Origin of the sequence: Caballeronia sp. Sq4a (assembly GCF_023170545.1) — a bacterium.
GTDB lineage: Bacteria > Pseudomonadota > Gammaproteobacteria > Burkholderiales > Burkholderiaceae > Caballeronia.
This window is the reverse complement of sequence record NZ_CP084250.1, coordinates 2,570,722-2,589,908: the sequence shown is the minus strand read 5'-3', so window position 1 is coordinate 2,589,908 and position 19,187 is coordinate 2,570,722. Positions and strand designations below refer to the sequence as shown.

Here is a 19,187-nt window from a genome sequence, read left to right as displayed (position 1 = left end):
TGTGAGTTCGAGCGAGCGTCAGTCCGGCAGGATCGACTCGCCGGCGAACAACTGCCGTACCTCTTCGCGTTGGCGCACGAGGCGCGCGCGCTCCCCGTCGACCATGATTTCGGCAGCGCGCGGGCGCGTGTTGTAGTTCGAGCTCATCACGAAGCCGTACGCGCCGGCCGAGCAGATGGCGAGCAAGTCGCCCGGCTCGACAGCCAGATCGCGATCGCGCCCGAGCCAGTCGCCGCTTTCGCAGACGGGGCCGACCACGTCGTACTTGTGCGCGGGTGTTTCGCGCTCCACGACCGGCACGATGCGATGAAACGCCTCGTACATCGCGGGGCGCGCGAGGTCGTTCATCGCGGCATCCACGATGGCGAAGCTCTTCTCCTCGCCCGGTTTCAGATACTCGACGCGCGTGAGCAGCACGCCCGCATTACCGACGAGCGAGCGCCCCGGCTCGAAATACACTTCGCGCTGACCGTGGCCGCGCTTTTCGATATGCGCGAGCAGCGCGCGCACGAAATCGCCGATATCGGGCGGCGTCTCGTCGTCGTAAGTGATGCCGAGACCGCCGCCGACGTCCACATGACGAATGGACATGCCGTCCGACTCGATCTGCTCGACGAGATCGAGCAACTTGTCGAGCGCGTCGAGATACGGGCTGATCTCGGTGATCTGCGAGCCGATATGGCAGTCGATGCCGACGACATCGAGATTAGGCATCGCGTGCGCCTCGCGATACGTCGCGCGCGCGTCGCTGAACGCCACGCCGAACTTGTTCGATTTGAGGCCCGTGGAAATGTACGGATGCGTCTTCGCGTCCACGTCCGGGTTCACGCGCAACGAAACCGGCGCGTGCTTGCCGAGCGACTTCGCCACTTCGTTGAGCGCGTGCAGCTCGGGAATCGACTCGACGTTGAAGCACTTGACGCCCGCTTCCAGCGCCTCGCGCATCTCCGCCGCCGACTTCCCGACGCCCGAAAACACCGTGTTCTCCGCCTTGCCGCCCGCTGCGAGCACGCGCGCCAGTTCGCCCGACGACACGATGTCGAAGCCCGCGCCCATGCGCGCGAACACGTTGAGCACCGCGAGATTGCTGTTGGCCTTCACGGCGACGTGCACGACCGCGCGGCGTCCGGCGCACGCATCGGCGTAAGCACGATAGGCGCGCGTCAAGGCATCGCGGGAATAGACGTAGAGCGGCGTGCCGAACTGCTGCGCGAGCGACGCGGTGGAGACGCCTTCGGCGTGCAGCACGCCGTCGACATAATGGAATGCGGAATCACTCATGCGTGCTTGGAATGGAAGATGCGCGGTGCGCGAAGAGCTTGCCGGTCACTCGGCCGACGACGCGGCTTTCGGCGCTGTGGGCGTCGATTTCAGGCTGGTCTCGGGAGCGAGCGAAAGGGGTGCGCCGGACGTGTCGGGCACGTCGCCTGCCGCGTTCGCTCCGGTCTTGCCGGCGCGCGACGCGGTTTCGTCGCTGGGAGTTACGTCGGAAGGCGGCGTATCCTGAAGGTTCTCAGGGCGCTGCGGCATGGGAGGCACGACGGGGAGATAAAGCGGACCGCGTTGCCCGCAACCGCCGAGCGTGAGCGTGGTCGCGGCACAAACGCTGACAGCCGCTACAATCGCGCTCATCCTGAAAACAGCTCGCATGACCGTCCCTGTACATAGAATCGATGGAGTTTAGCATGACAGACCAGGAATACCTGACCTTGGCGGAGGCCGTGCTGACGGCGATCGAGCGGTCCGTCGACGAGGCTGAAGCCGATATCGAATTCGAGCGAAGCGGCAACGTGTTGACGCTCGAATTCGAGAACCGGACGAAGGTGATCGTGAACCTCCAGCCGCCCAAGCACGAGATCTGGCTCGCGGCGAAGGCGGGCGGATTCCACTACAAGTACGTCGACGGCCAGTGGCGCGATACCCGCGACAACAGCGAGTTTTTCGCGGCGCTTTCGCAGCATTCCACCACGCAGGCAGGCGAGCCGGTCAGCTTCAAAGCGTGACCGGCGCGGGGCGCGCAACGCTCATTGCCCCTTGAACAGATTCATGATGTCCTGCTTTTCCTGCTCGCCGACATCCGGCGCGGGCGCGGTCACGCCCGACACGCCGCCTTCCTGCGGCGGCGCCTGACTGACGCCGATGGTCGCGATGAAGCCGTGGCCCGGCGTCATGTCGTCGTAGTACAGCTCGCCGCCGAGCGATTTCACGTCGGGCGGCATCAGCGGCTTGTACTCGGGCACGCCTTGCAGCGCGCGGCTCATGTAGTCCATCCAGACCGGCAGCGCGAGCCCGCCGCCGGTTTCCTTGTCGCCGAGGCTGCGCGGATTGTCGTAGCCGACCCACGCGATGGCCACGAGCGAACGCTGATAGCCGGCGAACCACGCGTCGCGCGAATCGTTGGTCGTGCCGGTCTTCCCGGCCAGATCACTACGCTTGAGCTGATTCGTCTTCGCGGCCGTGCCGTGCTGCGCGACGCTTTGAAGCAGGCTGTTCATCACATACGCGTTGCGCGGCGTGATGGCGAGCGGCGCGGTCTGCTGCGCGACGAGCGGTTGCGGATGCGACACGACCGCGCCGTACGGATCGGTGATATCGGCAATCAGATACGGATTCACGCGATATCCGCCGTTCGCGAACACCGCGTAGCCCGCCGCCATTTGCAGCGGCGTGACGAGACCTGCGCCGAGCGCCATCGGCAGATAGGCGGGATGGCGGTCGGCGTCGAAGCCGAAGCGCGTGATGTACTGCTGTCCGTACTTCGTGCCGATGGTGTTCAGAATGCGGATCGACACCATGTTCTTCGACTTCTGTAGCGCGGTGCGCATGGTCATCGGGCCGTCGAAGCCGCCGCCGTAGTTCTTCGGCTCCCACGCCTGGCCGCCGGTTTCCGCGGCGCTGAAGAAGAGCGGTCCGTCGTTGATGATCGTCGCCGGCGACAAGCCCTTCTCCAGCGACGCCGAGTAAATGAACGGCTTGAAGCTCGAACCCGGCTGACGCCATGCCTGCGTGACGTGGTTGAACTTGTTCTTGTTGAAGTCGAATCCGCCGACGAGCGCGCGAATCGCGCCGTCCTGCGGCACCATCGAAATGAGCGCGCCTTCCACTTGGGGCAGTTGCGTGATGGTCCAGTCGCCGTCGTCGTTCTTCACGAGCCGCACGATGGCGCCCGGACGAATGCGCTGGTTCGGCTGCGCGCGCGGCGAAAGCGCGTTCGCGACGAAGCGCAGATTGCTGCCGCTCACGGTGGCCACGTTACCGTCGATGAAGCTAGCCTTGACTTCCTTCGTGCTCGCCGCCGTCACCACGGCCGCGACGATCTCGCCGTTGTCCGGATGCTCGGCGAGCGCGTCGTCGATAGCCTGTTCGCGGTCGTCCGCGTTCGACGGCAGATCGATGAAACCTTCCGGCCCGCGATAGCCGTGACGCCGCTCGTAGTCCATCAACCCTTTGCGCACGGCGTGGTACGCGGCGTCCTGATCGGCGGAATCGATCGTCGTCACGACGTTGAGGCCGCGCGTGTACGCTTCCTCGCGATACTGCGCGTACATCATCTGGCGCACCATTTCCGCGACGTATTCGGCGTGGACGCTGAACTCGCGCCCCTGGCCCTTCACGACGAGCGGCTGCTTGGCCGCTTTTTCGTACTCGTCCTCGGTGATGAAGCCGAGTTCGCGCATGCGCTGAAGGATGTACTCCTGGCGCACTTTCGCGCGCTTCGGATTGACCACCGGGTTATACGCCGACGGCGCTTTCGGCAGACCGGCGAGCATGGCGGCTTCCGCGAGCGTGATGTCCTTGAGATCCTTGCCGAAATAGACGCGCGCCGCGCTCGCGAACCCGTAGGCGCGCTGCCCGAGATAGATCTGATTCATGTACACCTCGAGAATCTGATCTTTCGTCAACGCGCGCTCGATCTTGTACGCGAGCAGCATTTCGTAAATCTTGCGCGTATAGGTCTTCTCGCTCGACAGGAAGAAGTTGCGCGCGACCTGCATGGTGATCGTGCTCGCGCCCTGCGATGCGTGGCCGTTCGTCAGCGCGACGCTGCCCGCGCGCAGAATGCCCGTCAGGTCGACGCCGCCGTGGTCATAGAAACGCGCGTCCTCGATGGCGAGCACGGCCTTTTTCAGATGATCGGGCACGTCCCGAATGCGCACGACGCTGCGGCGCTCTTCGCCGAATTCGCCGATCAGCACGTGATCCGCCGTATAGATGCGCAGCGGCACCTTCGGACGATAGTCGGTGAGTGCTTCGAGCGACGGCAGGTTTGGCATCGCGACGACGAGCGCATAGCCCAGCACCAGTCCAGCACAGACGATCAGCGCGAAAACGCTGACGAGAAAACCGAGAAACAGCCGTGTGTACCAGGGGCGTGATGCCTTCTTGGGCCGTTCGGGCGGCGTGGCAGGCGGATTGGTCGGGGAAGAGGATTGCATAGCACCACCAAAAACAGTCCCGCGATTATAGCCGTCCGGGTTTCGGGTTTTTCCTAGGGACTCCAGACACCTGACCGATGCATCGCGCTGGCTTTTCCAACTCCAACAATACCCGCGATAGCCCGGCAAAACATCCTGCCACCGCACGCGTTAGCCATTCGGCCGAATGTTCGCCGTGCGCCGCCGTCCCGACAATTCCTTTATTGCATGCGCACGAACGGTTCGGAGCGCGAGTAAGAGAAGGAGTGGTCATGAGAAACGAACATGCCTTGCGCGGCACGATGCTGACGGTCACGCGCCGGTTCGCGGCGGGCATCGACGTGAGCGAGGACGCGGTGCGTATCGCCGTGTTGAGCCGGCGTCTGAAAAGGGACTCGACGGTGTGCGTCGAGCATCTGGATAAAGTGCCGCTCGCGCCGGGCGCGGTGGTGGGCAGCGACTTCATCGACCGTGCCGCCGTCGTCGCCGCGCTGCGAGAAGTGGTCGCGCGCCTGCCGCAGAACGGCGCGTGGCGAGCGCTGCGTTGCGCCATGGGACTGCCGGCGTCCGCGACGCACACCACGCGCGTGCCGCTCGCGCGCCTGATCGAATTGCGCGAGCCCGACATGGCGACCCTCGGCGCGGACCCGTGCGGACTGCTCGAACCTGCGGTGCTCGCCGAAGCCGAGCGCGTGTCGGGCATCGAGCGCAGCGCGCTGGCGGTCGACTGGTCAGTGAGATCGCGCGAGGGCGGCGAGCCGGACGTCGCCATTTCCGCGACGGCGCGTCAGCACGTCGAGGCACGCGTGGAAACGGCGGCGGCGGCGGGCATCGCGTTGTGCGCCATCGACGGCGAGCCCGCCGCCGCGCTGCGCGCGATGCGCCATTCCGGCAGAACCGAGCTGGGTTCCGAGGCGCGCTACGTGGCGTGCTGGCTCGAAGGCGGGGGCTTGCACGGTTGGCTCGTGAACGCGGGCGATGTCGAGCGCGATTTGCTCTATCCGGCGCCGGAGTACGGCAGCGCCCTGGACGCGCTGCGCGATCTGGCGGGCGCCGCGCCGCTCGGCGGCATCTTCGTGGGCGGGCAAGAGCAGTTGCTGAAACAGGCCGGGCTTTCCCTCGAGGCGTTGACCGAGGTCTTCGGCTGTCCGGCGCTGCCGTTCGAGTCCGCGCCGTATTGCCACGGCGCATCCGAAATCGCGGGCGCGCTGAAACATTCGCCGGTCTTCGCGGTGGCCTTCGGTCTCGCACTGCGCGAGGTGCTGCAATGACGAGCGCCGCCATTGTCGAAGGATTCAACCTGCTTCCACATCGAGCGCTGAAACGTCGCTCGGTGCGGCGTCAGCGGATCGCGATTCTCGCTGCTGCCGGACTGGCGGGATGCGCGGCGGTCGGCGGGGTCGTCGGCTGGGACGCGTTCGAGCGGGCGCGTCTCGACCACCGCCGCATTGCGCTCGAAGCGAAGCTGCGCGCATCGAGCGCGCAAATCGACGAGCACGCGCGGCTGCTGCGCGTCGAAGGCGAACGGCGTCGCGCGCGCGAGGCCGCGCAGCCGCTCGCTGCCCCGCGCGATCGCTTTCTCGCGCTTCTCGATGCGCTCGCGGACGGACCGGCTTCGAACGACGTCGCGCTGCAACGCGTCTCGCAACGCGCGGAAGAAGTGGAACTGGCGGCGCTCGCGCCCGACTCGCAGACGGCGGCGCGCTGGCTCAAGCGTCTGGAAGGGCTGCGCGGCGTGCAATCGGTGGAAGTCGTAGAGATGAAGCGGCGCGCCGAAACCGTGTCGCCGGGCAGGCGCGAAGCCGTCGCGCACGCTTCGCCCGTTGCGCCCGCTACCGACCGTTACGAGTTCACGGCGCTCGTGCGCTATGCGCCGGCGGCCGGCAAGCCGATACCGGCGAGCACGAAAGCGTCGATCACGAGGAGGACCCGATGAGCACGATAAGCATGAATTTCCCCACGCGCCTGCGCCAGCCGATTCTTCAGCCGCTCGACCAGTGGTCGAAACGCAGGACCGCGATCACGGCGGTGACGCTTGCATTCGTCGTATTCGCGCTGGCTCTGCAAGGCTGGCGGAACGCCGGCTTGAGTCAGCGCGATGCGAGCCGCGCCGCGCTCGCCGCGACGCAGCGCAAGCTGGACGACGCAGGGCGCGTGGCTGCCGAACTGCCCGATCTGCGAACGCGCGTGGCGGCCAGCGCGATGAAGCCCGAAAACTGGACCGCCAGCGATGCGCTGCACGCCGTCGCCGCGCTCGCCGCCCAGAACGGGCTGCGCGTGACCGAGATCGATCCGCAAGCATCGAAAAGCGGCGTGCCGAAACCGGCGCCGGCGCCCTCCGAACGCGCATTGACGATTCGCGCGGAAGGCGCGTTTCCCGAGATCCGACGCTTTCTGGAGGCGCTTTCGGGACTGCCGCGCCTGGTCGTGCCCGAGGCGGTTCAGATTCGGCGGCAGGCGGGCGCGCTGACCCTCGACGCGACGCTGCGCATCCACGACACATTGCCCGCCGTGCCGCTCGCCGAGCCGCCGCGCATGGATGCGTTTATCGTCGATCCTTTCGCGAAGGACAGCGCCGCCGGCTTTTCGCGCGGCGCGGGCATGCTGCTCGTCGGCACGCTCGTCGGACGGCATCGCGCGATGGCGCTCGTGCAGAGCGCCAAGAGCGTCGAGCATGTCGAGCCGGGCCAGGCAATCGGCGATGAGCGGCTCCAGCGCGTGCAGCCGCGTGTCATCGAACTCGTGAGCGGCGAAGGCGCGTTGCGCAAGTTGACCTTTGCGGAGGATGGCAAGTGAGCGCGGCCGTTTCGATCCTCCGCGCGATCGGCGTCGCTGCGCTCGTCGTCGCAGGCGCGGTGAACGCAGCGGAAATTGGCGATGCCCCGGTTGCGCCGTTGCCGCCGCTGCCCGCATCGTTCGATAACTTGCCGACCGACCAGTTCGCCATCGATACGAGCGTGCCGGCCGCGTCGGCGTCGCCCGTGATCGTGCCGTCGCCGCCTGCGGCCACGTCCGCGCAGCCAGCCGCCACCGCCGACGAGCCGCTCGAAGGCCCGCCGGTGCCGCTGCCGAAGCTGCAACGGCTGAGCGCATCGAATAACGCACGGCCCGCCGACGACGGCAAGCCGATCACGCTCGACCTCAAGAACGCGGACCTGAGCGCCGCGCTGCAGAGCTTCGCGCGCTTCACCGGGCTCAACATCATCGCGAGCGAAAAGGTGCGCGGTCAGGTGTCGATCAACCTGGCCGCAGTGCCGTGGCGGCGCGCGTTCGATACGCTCCTCGACGTCAACGGGCTTGCCATGGAGCAGCACGGCAACGTGATCTGGGTCGCGCCGCTCGCCGAGCTCGCCGCCCGCGAGAAGCTGCGATACGAAGCGCATGCGCGCGCCGCCGATCTCGAACCGCTCGCGAGCCGCACGTTCCTGCTGCGCTATCCGCGCGCCGAAGACGTTCGCAAGCTGCTCACCGGCTCCGGCACGCAGCGCGTGCTGTCCAAGCGCGGTTCCGCGATGGCCGATGCCCGCACCAACCTGCTCTTCGTCACCGACCTCGACGCACGCGTGCAGCAAATCGCCGATCTGATCGCCTCGATCGACAAACCGACGCCGCAAGTCATGATCGAAGCGCGGATCGTGGAGGGCGAGACAGGGTTGTCGCGCAATCTCGGGGTGAAACTGGGCGTCGCGCCGACGGGCGATGCGGCGCGCGGCATCGCGGGCGGCAAGGACGGCGTGGTATACGATCTGTCGGCGCAGCCTCTCAATGGCTTCGACGCGGCGACGGCGGGCCTCACGCTCTTCGCCGCGCAAGCCACGCGGCTGCTGGATATCCAGCTGAGCGCGCTGGAGGCCGAAGGGCGCGGGCAGGTCGTTTCGCGCCCGCGCGTGGTGACGGCGGACCGCGCGAAGGCCATCGTCGAGCAAGGCACGGAGCTGCCGTATCAGGCGAAAGTCGGCAATGGCGTCTCCGGCGTGCAGTTTCGCCGCGCTGCGCTCAAACTGGAGGTCGAGCCGCAGATCACGCCGCACGGTCATGTCGTGCTGGATCTGGATGTGGCTAAGGACAGCGTCGGCGACCAGACGGTGTCGGGGCCCGCCATCAACACGAAGCACGTGCAGACGCGCGTCGAAGTGGAGGATGGCGGCACCGTGGCGATCGGCGGCATCTATTCGGACGACGACCGCGAGGACGTGACGGGCGTGCCGGGACTGATGAGGCTGCCGCTCATCGGCTGGCTTTTTCGTCACGACGGGCGTCGCAGGTCGCACAGCGAGCTCGTCATCCTGATCACGCCGCATGTAATTGCGTCGGACGGATAGGGGCTCGCAGATGGCCGGGTGCGGGGCAAATCGGCGCGGCGGGCGCGACTCGACAAAGCGGGCGGTTTGCCCTTAAGCTGCCGCACGAACAAATTCGATACCGTAAAGGATTGACGTTGCAGGAAGGGCACGCGAACGCGAACATTTTTTTCGTCGGACTCATGGGGGCGGGTAAAACCACCGTGGGCCGCGCGGTTGCGCGCCGTTTGCAGCGCGATTTCATCGACTCGGACCTGGAAATCGAGGCGCGCACGGGCGCGCGTATTCCGGTGATCTGGGAACTGGAAGGCGAGAGCGGGTTTCGTCAGCGCGAAGCCAATGTCATCGACGAGCTGTCGCGAAAGAGCGGCATCGTGCTCGCAACGGGCGGCGGCGCGGTGCTGCGGCCCGAGAACCGGGAACATCTGAAGAATCGCGGCATCGTCATCTATTTGCGCGCCAATCCGCACGATTTGTGGCAGCGCACGCGCCGCGACAAAAACCGGCCGCTTCTGCAGACCGACGACCCGCGCGGCAAGCTCGAAACGCTCTTCCGAACACGCGACCCGCTCTATCACGAGTGCGCGCACTTCGTCGTGGAAACCGGCCGGCCGACCGTCAACGCGCTCGTCAACATGGTCCTGATGCAACTGGAGGTGGCCGGCGTCATCAAGTCGGCTGAGTCATAATGTCCGCCATGATTACCCCAACGATCACCGTCAACGTCGAACTGGGCGAGCGCGCCTATCCCATTCATATCGGCGCGGGTCTGATCGGCCGCACCGAGCTTTTCGCGCCGCATATCAAGGGTTCGTCGGTCGCGATCGTCAGCAATTCCACGGTCGATCCGATCTATGGCGACACCTTGCGCGCCGCGCTCGAACCGCTCGGCAAGAAGGTGACGACGGTGGTTCTGCCCGACGGCGAAGCCCACAAGAACTGGGAAACGCTCAACACCATCTTTGACGCGTTGCTGTCGAATCGCGCCGACCGCAAGACCACGCTGATCGCGTTGGGCGGCGGCGTCGTCGGCGACATGACCGGCTTCGCGGCGGCATGCTACATGCGCGGCGTGCCGTTCATTCAGGTGCCGACCACGCTGCTGGCGCAAGTAGATTCGTCGGTGGGCGGCAAGACCGGCATCAATCATCCGCTCGGCAAGAACATGATCGGCGCGTTTTATCAGCCGCAAGCGGTCATCGCGGATATCGGCGCGCTGCATACGCTGCCCGAGCGCGAACTGGCGGCGGGCATCGCGGAAGTCATCAAGACGGGCGCAATCGCCGACGCCGAATTCTTCGACTGGATCGAAGCGAACATCGGCGCTTTGAACGACCGCGACGAGCGGGCGCTCGCCCACGCCGTCAAGCGGTCGTGCGAGATCAAGGCTTCGGTGGTGGCGTCGGACGAGCGCGAGGGCGGACAGCGCGCCATCCTCAATTTCGGTCACACGTTCGGCCACGCGATCGAAGCCGGCCTCGGCTACGGCGAATGGCTGCACGGCGAGGCCGTCGGCTGCGGCATGGTGATGGCGGCGGATCTTTCCGTGCGCCTCGGCAGGCTCGACGACGCCGCGCGCAAGCGGCTCGTGCGCGTGATCGAAGCGGCGAAGCTGCCCGTCCGCGCGCCGAAGCTCGGCGACGACCGTTACATCGACCTGATGAAGGTCGACAAGAAAGCCGAAGCCGGCGAGATCAAATTCATTCTGCTGACCCGCTTCGGCGCGACGGAAATCACCGGCGCGCCCGATCAGGCCGTGCGCGAGACGCTCGCTGCCAGCGTCTGACCAATCGGGCATCAGCCGGGACCACGACGATGCACGACGAAGCGGAGCCGCCGGTGAGCGAAACAGAAGCTGAATTTGGAGTGCCTTCGTCGCTTGCGCTGGAAGCGCATCTCGCGCCGTACGCGGCGCGGTCGGCGTTGTCGCGCGGGCGCCGGCATGCGGAGCCGCCGCCCGCCGCACGCACGGAGTTTCAGCGCGACCGCGACCGTATCGTGCATTCGACCGCCTTTCGACGGCTCGAATACAAGACGCAGGTCTTCGTCAATCACGAAGGCGATCTCTTTCGCACGCGTCTCACGCATAGTCTGGAAGTCGCGCAGATCGCGCGGTCGGTCGCGCGCAATCTGCGGCTCAACGAAGATCTGGTCGAAGCGATTTCGCTCGCGCACGACCTCGGCCATACGCCGTTCGGTCACGCCGGCCAGGACGCGCTCAACGAATGCATGCGCGATCACGGCGGCTTTGAACACAATCTGCAGAGCCTCGCGGTCGTGGATCAACTCGAAGAGCACTACGGCGCGTTCAATGGCCTGAACCTGTGCTTCGAAACGCGCGAAGGCATTCTCAAGCATTGCTCGCGCGAGAATGCGCGGCAACTCGGTGATCTCGGCGAGCGGTTCCTCACGGGCAAACAGCCTTCGCTCGAAGCACAGATCGCGAATGTCGCCGATGAAATCGCATACAACAATCACGACGTGGACGATGGCCTGCGCTCCGGCCTCATCACGCTCGACCAGCTCGCGGAAGTGAGCTTGTGGCACACGCATTTCGAAGCGGCTCGCGCGGAGTTTCCCGCCATCGAAGGGCGCAGGCTGATCCACGAGACCATTCGGCGGATCATCAACACGCTGATCGTCGATCTGATCGAAGCCACGAGCCGCAATCTCGCGCGCGCCGCGCCCGCCTCGCTCGAGGACGTGCGCAATGCGCCGCCGCTCGTCGCCCATAGCGACGAAGTCGCCGCGCAAGCCGCCACGCTGAAGCGTTTTCTGTTCAAGAACCTCTACCGGCATTATCGCGTCATGCGCATGGCCAATAAGGCAAGGCGCGTCGTGACCGGTCTCTTCGACGCCTTCACCGACGATCCGCGCCTTCTGCCGCCGGCGTATCAGGCGCGCATTGCGGCAGCGGAAGAGTCGGCGAACGATCCCGCCGCGCCCAGTCACAACAGCACGCAGGCGCGGCTCATCGCGCATTACATCGCGGGCATGACGGATCGGTACGCGCTAAAAGAATATCAACGCCTGTTTGTCATCGACAACAACTAACATCGCGCGATTCACGCGCAGACGTTCGACAACCGGAGACTCACTCGATGCGATGCATGCCCTCGTTCCGTTCCCTCTCGGCCGCGGCCATTCTGGCTTTCGGCGCTAGCACGGCGGCTCAGGCCGCGACGGAAATCCAATTCTGGCACGCGATGGAAGCCGCCCTCGGCGAGCGCGTGAACGACATCGCGAACGACTTCAATGCATCGCAGAGCGATTACAAGATCGTGCCGGTATTCAAGGGCACGTATGACCAGACGCTCGCGGCGGGCATCGCGGCGTATCGCAGCGGCAATGCGCCCGCGATCCTGCAAGTCTATGAAGTCGGCACCGCGACGATGATGCAGGCGAAGAAGGCCGTGCTTCCGGTCTACGACGTCTTCAAGCAGGCGGGCGTTCCGCTCGACGAGAAAGCGTTCGTGCCGACCATCTCCGGCTACTACAGCGACGCGAAGACCGGGCATCTGATCTCGATGCCGTTCAACAGTTCCACGCCGGTCCTCTACTACAACAAGGACGCGTTCAAGAAGGCGGGCCTCGATCCGAACCAGCCGCCGAAGACCTGGGCCGATGTCGAAGCCGATGCGAAAAAGCTGAAGGCCGCAGGCTACTCGTGCGGGTATTCGTCGGGCTGGCAGAGCTGGATTCATCTCGAGAACTACAGCGCGTGGCACGCCGCGCCATTCGCATCCAAGAACAACGGCTTCGATGGCCTCGACGCCACGCTCGAATTCAACAAGCCGCTACAGGTCGCGCACATCCAGTTCCTTCAGAACATGGCGAAGGACGGCACGTTCACGTATGTCGGCCGCAAAGACGAACCCGTCTCGAAGTTCTATAGCGGCGACTGCGGGATCATCACGAACTCGTCGGGATCGCGGGCGACCATCCAGAAGTATGCGAAGTTCGAGTACGGCGTCGGCATGATGCCGTACGACGCAAGCGTGAAGGGCGCGCCGCAGAACGCGATCATCGGCGGCGCGAGTCTGTGGGTGCTCTCGGGCAAGGACCCGGCGGTGTACAAGGGCGTCGCGAAGTTCCTCGCGTATCTGTCGTCGCCGAAGGTGGCGGCGAAGTGGCATCAGGACACGGGTTATCTGCCGGTGACGACTGCCGCCTACGAACTCACGCAGAAGCAGGGCTTCTACGACAAGAACCCCGGCGCGGACATCGCCATCAAGCAGATGTTGAACAAGCCGCCGCTTGCCTACACGAAGGGCTTGCGCCTCGGCAACATGCCGCAGATCCGCACGGTCGTCGATGAGGAACTGGAGCAGGTCTGGGCCGGCAAGAAGACGCCGCAGCAGGCGCTCGATTCTTCCGTTCAGCGCGGCGACGAACTTCTGCGCCGCTTCGAAAAGAGCGGCGGCTGAACGAGACGCTCGACGCTTAAGCGCCCGCGACTCGCGCGGGCGCGCTTAAGGACATGTCAATGGAAAAACGGTCTCGTTTCGACGCGAGCGTCTTGCCGTATCTGCTGGTCGCGCCGCAGCTCGCCATTACCGCGCTCTTCTTTCTGTGGCCGGCGGGCGAGGCGCTCTGGCAGGCCACGCAAAGTCAGGACGCATTCGGCACATCGAGCGAATTTGTGGGCTTCGCGAACTTCCGGCAGCTTTTCGCTGACCCGCTCTATCTTTCGTCGTTCAGTACGACGATGATTTTCTGCGCGCTCGTCACCGTGTCGGGCCTCGTGATATCGCTCGTGCTCGCCGCCTGCGCGGATCGCGTGACGCGCGGCGCAAAGGCGTATCAAACGCTGCTCATCTGGCCGTATGCGGTCGCGCCCGCCATCGCTGCGGTGCTGTGGTCGTTTCTGTTCAATCCGAGCATCGGCCTCGTGACGTATGCGCTCGCCAAAGAGGGCATCGTCTGGAATCACGCGCTCAATGGCACGCAGGCGATGTTTCTCGTCGTGCTCGCGTCCGTGTGGAAGCAGGTCAGCTACAACTTCCTGTTCTTCTACGCCGGGCTTCAGGCGATCCCGCAATCGCTGATCGAAGCCGCCGCCATCGACGGCGCCGGTCCCGTGCGACGTTTCTTCGGCATTGCGCTGCCGCTCCTTTCGCCGACGACCTTCTTCCTGCTCGTCGTCAATCTGGTGTACGCGTTCTTCGATACCTTCCCCGTGATCGACGCCGCGACCGGCGGCGGCCCCGCGCAATCGACCAAGACGCTCATCTACAAGATCTTCGCGGAAGGGTTTCAGGGCCTCGACATCGGCAGTTCGGGCGCGCAGTCCGTCGTGCTGATGGTGATCGTCGTGGCGCTGACCATCGTGCAGTTCCGCTTCGTCGAACGCAGGGTGCAATATTCATGATCGAGAATCGCCGCAGCTTCGATATCTTCTGTCATGCGGTGCTGATACTCGGCGTCGCGCTGGTCGTGTTTCCGGTCTACGTCGCGTTCTGCGCGGCCTCGATGAACGCGAAGGAAGTCTTCACCGTGCCGCTTTCGCTCATCCCGAGCACGCATCTGTTCGAGAACGTCGCCCACATCTGGACGCACGGCAGCGGCAACGCCGCCGCGCCTTTCGGGCGCATGCTCGTCAACAGTCTCGTGATGGCGCTCGTCATCTCCATCGGCAAGATCGCGGTGTCCATCATCTCGGCGTATGCCATCGTGTTCTTCCGCTTTCCATTGAAGAACCTCGCGTTCTGGCTGATCTTCGTCACGCTGATGCTGCCAGTCGAAGTGCGCATCTTCCCGACGGTGCAGGTCGTTTCGTCGATGCATCTCGCGAACACGTATGCGGGGCTCACGCTGCCGCTCATCGCCTCGGCGACGGCCACGTTCCTGTTCCGCCAGTTCTTCATGACGCTGCCCGACGAACTGATGGAAGCGGCGCGCATCGACGGCGCGGGGCCGCTGCGCTTCTTCTGGGACGTGGTGCTGCCGCTTTCGAAGACGAACATCGCGGCGCTGTTCGTCATCACGTTCATCTATGGCTGGAATCAGTATCTCTGGCCCATTCTCATCACCAACGAGCAGTCGCTGCAAACGGCGGTGGTCGGCATCAAGAGCATGATCGCCTCGGGCGATACGGCGACCGAGTGGCATCTCGTGATGAGCGCGACGCTGCTCGCGATGCTGCCGCCGCTCGCGGTCGTGTTGACGATGCAGCGGTGGTTCGTGCGCGGCCTCGTCGATGCGGAAAAATAATAAGGAGAACCGGGTTCAATGGCTGCACTGACACTCCAGGGCGTCAAGAAGACTTACGACGGCAAGCAGTACGTACTGCATGGCATCGACGTGGCGGTGAACGACGGCGAGTTCGTCGTGATGGTCGGGCCTTCGGGCTGCGGCAAGTCGACGCTTCTGCGCATGGTCGCGGGCCTCGAAAGCGTGTCGGAAGGCACGATCGAGATCGGCGGGCGCGTGGTGAACAAGCTGGAGCCGAAGGATCGCGATATCGCGATGGTCTTTCAGAATTACGCACTTTATCCGCACATGAGCGTCGCGCAGAATATGGCGTATGCGCTCAAGATCGGCGGCGCGGACCGCGCGACCATCGAGAGCCGCGTCGCGAATGCCGCGCGTATTCTCGAACTCGAACACCTGCTCGCGCGCAAGCCGCGCGAGTTGTCGGGCGGGCAACGTCAGCGCGTGGCAATGGGGCGCGCGATCGTTCGCGAGCCGGCCGTCTTTCTCTTCGACGAGCCGCTCTCGAATCTCGACGCCAAGCTGCGCGTGCAAATGCGCCTCGAAATCCAGCGCCTGCATGCGCGTCTCGCCACCACGAGCCTGTATGTGACGCACGATCAGATCGAAGCCATGACGCTCGCGCAGCGCGTCATCGTGATGAACAAGGGCCGCGCGGAGCAGATCGGCGCGCCGACGGACGTGTACGAGCGTCCCGCGTCGGTGTTCGTCGCAAGCTTCATCGGTTCGCCCGCGATGAATCTGCTCGAAGGCCGCTTGTCGGAAGATGCTTCGGTGTTCGAAGTGGCGCGCGGCGGACCGAAGCTCCCGGTTGCGGGCGCGCAGGGATTGACGCGCGAGATGTGCGGGCGCGAGTGGATCATGGGCATTCGCCCGGAACACATGACGCCCGGCTATATCGAAACGGCTAGCGCCACGCTCGACGTCGATTCAGCCGAATTGCTCGGCGCGGACAATCTGGCGCATGGCAAGTGGGGCAAGCATGACGTGGCGGCGCGCTTGCCGCATGCGCATCGGCCGCAGCGGGGCGAGAAGCTGCTGGTTTCGGTGCCGGCGCGGCAACTGCACTTTTTCGATCCGGCTACCGGATTGCGCGCCAACTGAGGAGAACCGCGATGAGAATCTGGCCGTATCCCGCTATCGTCGCGCATCGCGGCGGCGGCAAGCTCGCGCCGGAGAACACGCTCGAAGGCATCCGGACGGGCGCGCGTCTCGGCCTGAAGATGATTGAATTCGATGCGAAGCTGTCGGCGGACAACGTCGTGTTCTTGCTGCATGACGACGACGTGGACCGCACGTCCAACGGCCACGGCGCGGCGAAGTCGATGACCTACGCGCAGTTGTGCGCGCTCGACGCCGGGTCGTGGTTCAGCGAGGCATTCGCCGGCGCGCACATGCCGACGCTCGCGGAAGTGCGCGAGCTATGCGCGTCGCTGAATCTCGCGGCGAACGTGGAGATCAAGCCGTGTCCGGGGCGCGAAGTCGAAACAGGCGAGCTCGTCGCGCGTGAGGCGGCGCGTCTTTGGAATGGCGCCGAGCCCGCGCCGCTGCTGTCATCGTTTTCTTTCGAGGCGCTGGAAGCCGCGCGCGACGCCGCGCCCGATCTGCCGCGCGGCGTGCTGTACGAGCGCGTGCCGGCGGAGTGGCGCGAGCAGACCGCGGCGCTCGCGTGCGTCTCGCTGCATGCGGACCATCGTTCGCTCGACGAGACGCTCGTGCGCGACATCCGCGACGCGGGCCTGCGCGTGCTCGCCTACACCGTGAACGATCCCGAGCGGGCGCGCCTGCTCGCGCGATGGGGCGTCGATGCGATCTGCACGGACCGCATCGACATCATCGGCGCGGACTTTCTCGACAGCTAGCCGGGCAAAGAAGCCTCAGCGGGCGCGCGCCAGCAGCACGCCCGCGAGCAACGCGAGACCGCCGACCAGCGCGATGGTTCGCCACGGCCGGTCGCGCAAGTAGGCGTCGGCGTCGTCCATGACCGCGGCGGCGCGCTCGCGCACTGCCGCTTGCGAGTCGTTCAGACGGGCGCGGGCCGCGTCCACTTGATCGCTGATGCGCGCGCGCAGCCTTGCGGCATCGGCGGATGCGCCTTCGCCCAAGAGCTCTTCGAGTTCGGAAAGCAGCGCGCGCAGTTCGGTGCCGATATCTTCGGCAGCCTCGCGGCCGTGGCGCGCCATGCGGCGTGCGCGGCGGCTCGTGCTGTTCCATGAATCTCCGATGGCGTCTCGCGTGTTAGGCAGTGCGTTCATGATCGCTCCGTCGATGGATGAATCGTGGATGGATGACACTCCGCTTTCGCGGCGGAAAGTGCCATTGAGCAAGTTGGATGCCGGTGCCAGCGCGCGACGCGCAGGCCGTCGACGCGTAATTACTGCGTGGCACACGCCGCCGCGCAAGTCACATTTACAAGGCGCGTGTAAAAGAAAACGCCGTCATGCTGACTGCACGACGGCGTTCGGACTGCATAGTGAATGCTGCTCACGCGATCAGAATCGATAGCCGACGCGCAGATACGTCACGATCGGATTGATGGTGATCTTCGCCTGCGACTGCACGTTGAGCGTGCCGACCGGCGTTTGCGCCTGCGTGCTCAACTTGGCGGTCGCCTTCAACGGAATGAAGGACACGGAGAACGCCGCGAACCAGTGTTGTGTGAAATTGTACTGAGCGCCCAGATTGAAGACGGGTGCCCACGAACTATCCGTATCGACGGTGGTCGGACCATGCAGCACGGTGCTCTCGAATGCGCTGTTCGTGATGTGCGCGTCGGTGAACCAGGTGCGCGTCACGCCGATGCCGGCGAACGGGCGGAATTTTGCGTCAGGAGCGTTGAAGAAGTATTTGAACAGCAGCGTGGGACTCCACTGCTTGGCGCTGCCGATCTTGCCGTACTGCGAGAGCGTTCCGGTTCCATTGAGGTCGAAGGAGGGCGGAATGCCTATCTCGAACTCGCTGGCAATGTGGTCGGTGATGAAGTAGCCCAGCGTGAAGCCGGCGGTATCAGCGCTTCCGATGCCGGCGCCCGTGCCGGGTACGCTGATATTAACGGGAGATCCGCCTACACTTGTTTCTTTGAGCGGACCGCTGCTGTCTTGCGGTGCAAAGTGAAACCAGCCTGCAGTTGCGTAAATGGATCCAGCCGATTGCGCATGTGCCGCGGTGGACACGCATGCGAGTGCTGCGATCCCCGCCATGACTTGTTTTATTTTCAATTTGTGCTCCTCCTGAAAGCACGCTCATTATGAACACATCATTTCAAAGTCACCATAGCGGCACGGTAGAGCATTTTCCCTAGGGCGAAAGACCGCTTCGGAGTCCCGTTGCACGGCCCTTGCATGCGTCTTGTGTCCCCGCTGCAGCAGCGTCTCCAGTCAGCCCCCGCTTGGGGTAACACAAACGCGACCCATGGAATATCCAGAATGGCACGGCTTGCACGACTCTACGTCCCCGAACAGCCGCAGCATGTCATCCTGCGCGGTCTCGACCAGCAGCCCGCCTTCGTCGACGACCAGGACTACGAGCTTTTCATCGAATGCCTGAGGACGGCCTCACGCGATCATCACCTCGCCATCCACGCTTATGCGCTGATGCCGCAAGCCGTTCATCTGCTCGTCACGCCCCGCGACGAAGCCAGCTTGCCCAAGGCGATGCAGGCGGTCGGCCGGCGTTACGTCGCGCACTTCAACCGGCGTTACACGCGGCGCGGCACATTGTGGGAAGGTCGGTATCGCGCGACGGTCATCGAGGGAGAGCGGTACTTTCTGCTTGCCACGCGCGTCGTGGAGATGGCGCCGGTGCGCGCGCAGCTCGTGGCGTCGCCGCAGGACTACAAGTGGTCGAGCTACCGGCATCACATCGGGCTGACGGTGGATTCGCTGATCACGGACCACTCGCTCTTCTGGCTGCTCGGCAACACGCCGTTCGAGCGCCAGCACGCGTACAAGGAACTGAGCGAGCAACCGCTCGACGAGCGCGAGACGACCCGTCTGCTTCAGGCGACGCTCAAAGGCTGGGTGCTCGGCAGCGATACGTATCGCGAGTGGGCGGCGCGTGCCGCGAACCGCCGCGTGTCGCCGCTGCCGCGCGGCCGGCCGCGCAAGATTCGGGAAACGCCCCAGACGCAGTAAGAGCGCGCCGCGCTGAACCAAACGGTGGCCCGATTTGCGGGACGCCGTTTATTTTCGCTGCTTCGCGATATGGCACCAAATAAATATGGCAGCGATGCACCATTTCGATAATAGGTGACAGACCA

At 64.8% G+C, this 19,187-nt stretch carries 19 protein-coding genes; 14 read left to right on the top strand and 5 right to left on the bottom strand.

All coding sequences use genetic code 11. The annotated features are described in order from the left end of the window. Nucleotides 1-18: 18 nt before the first annotated feature. Complete coding sequence (lysA, locus tag LDZ24_RS12285; protein WP_248320628.1) at nt 19-1,281, bottom strand: diaminopimelate decarboxylase; 1,263 nt, start codon at nt 1,279-1,281, stop codon at nt 19-21. Nucleotides 1,282-1,326: 45 nt separating this feature from the next. Then, nucleotides 1,327-1,650 (bottom strand): lipoprotein, encoded by a 324-nt coding sequence (locus tag LDZ24_RS12280; protein ID WP_248320627.1) that lies wholly within the window; start codon nt 1,648-1,650, stop codon nt 1,327-1,329. A 35-nt stretch (nt 1,651-1,685) separates the two neighbouring features. On the opposite strand from LDZ24_RS12280, the gene cyaY reads away from it, so the two are divergent. Further along, nucleotides 1,686-2,003: an iron donor protein CyaY gene (cyaY, locus tag LDZ24_RS12275; protein WP_248320626.1), complete on the top strand. Its 318-nt coding sequence runs from the start codon at nt 1,686-1,688 to the stop codon at nt 2,001-2,003. A 21-nt stretch (nt 2,004-2,024) separates the two neighbouring features. On the opposite strand, the gene LDZ24_RS12270 is transcribed toward cyaY, so the two are convergent. Continuing rightward, the gene (locus tag LDZ24_RS12270) at nt 2,025-4,436 is read right to left on the bottom strand and encodes a penicillin-binding protein 1A (protein ID WP_248320625.1); all 2,412 of its coding nucleotides are present in this window, start codon (nt 4,434-4,436) and stop codon (nt 2,025-2,027) included. Between the two features lie 251 nt (nt 4,437-4,687). Here LDZ24_RS12270 and pilM point away from each other — a divergent pair, with 251 nt between their 5' ends. The 12 genes from pilM to ugpQ all read left to right on the top strand — a co-directional run bounded on the left by pilM (nt 4,688) and on the right by ugpQ (nt 16,791). Further along, complete coding sequence (gene pilM, locus LDZ24_RS12265) at nt 4,688-5,686, top strand: pilus assembly protein PilM (protein ID WP_248320624.1); 999 nt, start codon at nt 4,688-4,690, stop codon at nt 5,684-5,686. Then, the gene (locus tag LDZ24_RS12260; protein ID WP_248320623.1) at nt 5,683-6,351 is read left to right on the top strand and encodes a fimbrial assembly family protein; all 669 of its coding nucleotides are present in this window, start codon (nt 5,683-5,685) and stop codon (nt 6,349-6,351) included. The genes pilM and LDZ24_RS12260 overlap by 4 nt, the downstream gene beginning before the upstream one ends. Beyond that, entirely contained in the window at nt 6,348-7,211 is an 864-nt protein-coding gene (gene pilO / locus LDZ24_RS12255; RefSeq protein ID WP_248320622.1) for a type 4a pilus biogenesis protein PilO, read from the top strand. Before LDZ24_RS12260 ends, pilO begins: the two co-directional genes overlap by 4 nt. Further along, nucleotides 7,208-8,737: a type IV pilus secretin PilQ gene (locus LDZ24_RS12250; protein ID WP_248320621.1), complete on the top strand. Its 1,530-nt coding sequence runs from the start codon at nt 7,208-7,210 to the stop codon at nt 8,735-8,737. The genes pilO and LDZ24_RS12250 overlap by 4 nt, the downstream gene beginning before the upstream one ends. 161 nt (nt 8,738-8,898) lie before the next feature. Then, a complete protein-coding gene (locus LDZ24_RS12245) occupies nt 8,899-9,405 on the top strand; it encodes a shikimate kinase (RefSeq protein ID WP_371747419.1) in 507 nt (168 codons plus the stop codon). Continuing rightward, the gene (gene aroB / locus LDZ24_RS12240) at nt 9,405-10,502 is read left to right on the top strand and encodes a 3-dehydroquinate synthase (protein ID WP_248320619.1); all 1,098 of its coding nucleotides are present in this window, start codon (nt 9,405-9,407) and stop codon (nt 10,500-10,502) included. The genes LDZ24_RS12245 and aroB overlap by 1 nt, the downstream gene beginning before the upstream one ends. Nucleotides 10,503-10,531: 29 nt before the next feature. Next, a complete protein-coding gene (locus tag LDZ24_RS12235) occupies nt 10,532-11,770 on the top strand; it encodes a deoxyguanosinetriphosphate triphosphohydrolase (protein ID WP_284506554.1) in 1,239 nt (412 codons plus the stop codon). A gap of 47 nt (nt 11,771-11,817) precedes the next feature. Then, complete coding sequence (gene ugpB, locus LDZ24_RS12230) at nt 11,818-13,143, top strand: sn-glycerol-3-phosphate ABC transporter substrate-binding protein UgpB (protein ID WP_206467133.1); 1,326 nt, start codon at nt 11,818-11,820, stop codon at nt 13,141-13,143. 59 nt (nt 13,144-13,202) lie between these two features. Next, a complete protein-coding gene (ugpA, locus tag LDZ24_RS12225) occupies nt 13,203-14,087 on the top strand; it encodes a sn-glycerol-3-phosphate ABC transporter permease UgpA (protein ID WP_175946489.1) in 885 nt (294 codons plus the stop codon). Beyond that, nucleotides 14,084-14,929, top strand: coding sequence for a sn-glycerol-3-phosphate ABC transporter permease UgpE (ugpE, locus tag LDZ24_RS12220; RefSeq protein ID WP_248320617.1), 846 nt, complete (start codon nt 14,084-14,086; stop codon nt 14,927-14,929). The genes ugpA and ugpE overlap by 4 nt, the downstream gene beginning before the upstream one ends. An 18-nt stretch (nt 14,930-14,947) precedes the next feature. Continuing rightward, nucleotides 14,948-16,033: a sn-glycerol-3-phosphate import ATP-binding protein UgpC gene (locus LDZ24_RS12215; RefSeq protein ID WP_248320616.1), complete on the top strand. Its 1,086-nt coding sequence runs from the start codon at nt 14,948-14,950 to the stop codon at nt 16,031-16,033. Between the two features lie 11 nt (nt 16,034-16,044). Continuing rightward, nucleotides 16,045-16,791 carry a glycerophosphodiester phosphodiesterase gene (gene ugpQ, locus LDZ24_RS12210; protein ID WP_248320615.1) on the top strand — a complete coding sequence of 249 codons (747 nt, stop codon included), beginning with the start codon at nt 16,045-16,047 and terminating at the stop codon, nt 16,789-16,791. A 15-nt stretch (nt 16,792-16,806) separates the two neighbouring features. Here ugpQ and LDZ24_RS12205 read toward each other — a convergent pair whose 3' ends face one another. Then, on the bottom strand, nt 16,807-17,184 hold the full coding sequence (locus tag LDZ24_RS12205) for a DUF883 family protein (RefSeq protein ID WP_248320614.1): 378 nt from the start codon (nt 17,182-17,184) through the stop codon (nt 16,807-16,809). Between the two features lie 237 nt (nt 17,185-17,421). Continuing rightward, complete coding sequence (locus LDZ24_RS12200) at nt 17,422-18,147, bottom strand: OmpW family protein (protein ID WP_371747348.1); 726 nt, start codon at nt 18,145-18,147, stop codon at nt 17,422-17,424. A 207-nt stretch (nt 18,148-18,354) separates the two neighbouring features. Here LDZ24_RS12200 and LDZ24_RS12195 point away from each other — a divergent pair, with 207 nt between their 5' ends. Then, nucleotides 18,355-19,062, top strand: coding sequence for a transposase (locus LDZ24_RS12195; RefSeq protein ID WP_248320613.1), 708 nt, complete (start codon nt 18,355-18,357; stop codon nt 19,060-19,062). Nucleotides 19,063-19,187: the final 125 nt, after the last annotated feature.